General features: G+C 69.2%; 1 protein-coding gene. It reads right to left on the minus strand.

All coding sequences use genetic code 11. The features are described 5' to 3' along the window. Positions 1–60: 60 nt before the first annotated feature. Entirely contained in the window at positions 61–906 is an 846-nt protein-coding gene (locus tag FUT87_RS26775) for a pectate lyase (protein WP_147242947.1), read from the minus strand. Positions 907–1216: the final 310 nt, after the last annotated feature.

A 1216-nucleotide genomic window follows, 5' to 3' on the forward strand; every position in this document is an offset into this window, starting at 1 on the left:
TCGCCGCCGCAACCGGCGCCGACCGGCTCGCCCAGCGCGCGAAGGCCAGGCGCCCACGCATCACTTGAAGACGCAGCTGCGCGCGATGTGGCTCGCATCGGTGTCCCTGGGAGGATCGCTGCCCTTGCCCGTGCCCACGTAGGTGTCGCACCGGGTCTTGGAGCCGGCGTAGACCAGGTCGACGATCGTGGCCACGTCGTACTGCCCGGAGATGCCGGACTTGCTGTCGTAGCTGCTGTTCACGCCCACCGCGGCCACGTTCAAGGTGCCCAGCCGGACGCCGGAGACGGTCGCCTTGCGCGCGTACTGGGTCGAGCAGTTGCCGCAGGAGCGGTAGAGCTTGCCCACGTTGTCGGCATAGAAGTCGGAGATGACCAGCGTGCCGTCGCCGTTGTGCTGGAAGACCTTGTCGGCGGCCTTGAAGGCGGCACCGCCGGAGATGGTCAGCTTGCTGGTGACGCCGCTGAGCTTGAGCAGCGTCGCCGCGTCTTCGCCCACATCGGCCCAGTACACGTTGGTGATGTTGCACACGCCATGGCAGTGGACCCCGTCCGCCCCGCCGGCCGCGAGGTTGGTGCCCGAGCCCAGCGCGCCGTCGCCGATCACGACGTTCTTCAGCGTCGCCCCATTGTTCAGCTTGAACATGGGGATCTGGCTCTCGCTCTGGGTGCCCTTCATGTTGGACGGGCTTCCCACGAGGCAGACCCACTTGCCGTACTTCGCCACGCCGTCCCAGGTGGTGCCCGCGGGCACGTCGATGGTGGCGTTGACCGAGACCTTCGTGCAGCTGGGCACCGAGCGCGCCGCCGGTGCCGCGTGGGCCAGCGCGGCCCCCGCGAGCAGGGCCAGGCCCGACAGGATCCGGAGCCACGCGCGCCGGGAGGTCCATCGAATCGATGAGGTCATGGAACTGTCCTTTGAAGAATGAATGAGGGAGAGCGGCAGGCGCGTGCGCGCCTGGACGGGAGGGTCGGCAGGACCCGCGCGCTCGAGGGCTTGGACGTTCCATGACCTTCACGGGACCTCGCGGAGGGAGGCGTGCGTGGCTGGAGCCCGGGTGACGGCCGTCAGGGCCGACGTGTCCGAGGGAGGTCAGCGGCTGTGGCTGACGCCCTCCTGAGGATCGGGCCATTGTGAGGAGGGCGGCCCGCTTCGGACATCTGTAAGAACTGTCAGGGCACCCCGGGCGGCGACGCCTCGATGTCGCCGCCGGCGC

The sequence above is a fragment of the Mitsuaria sp. TWR114 genome, assembly GCF_007997345.1.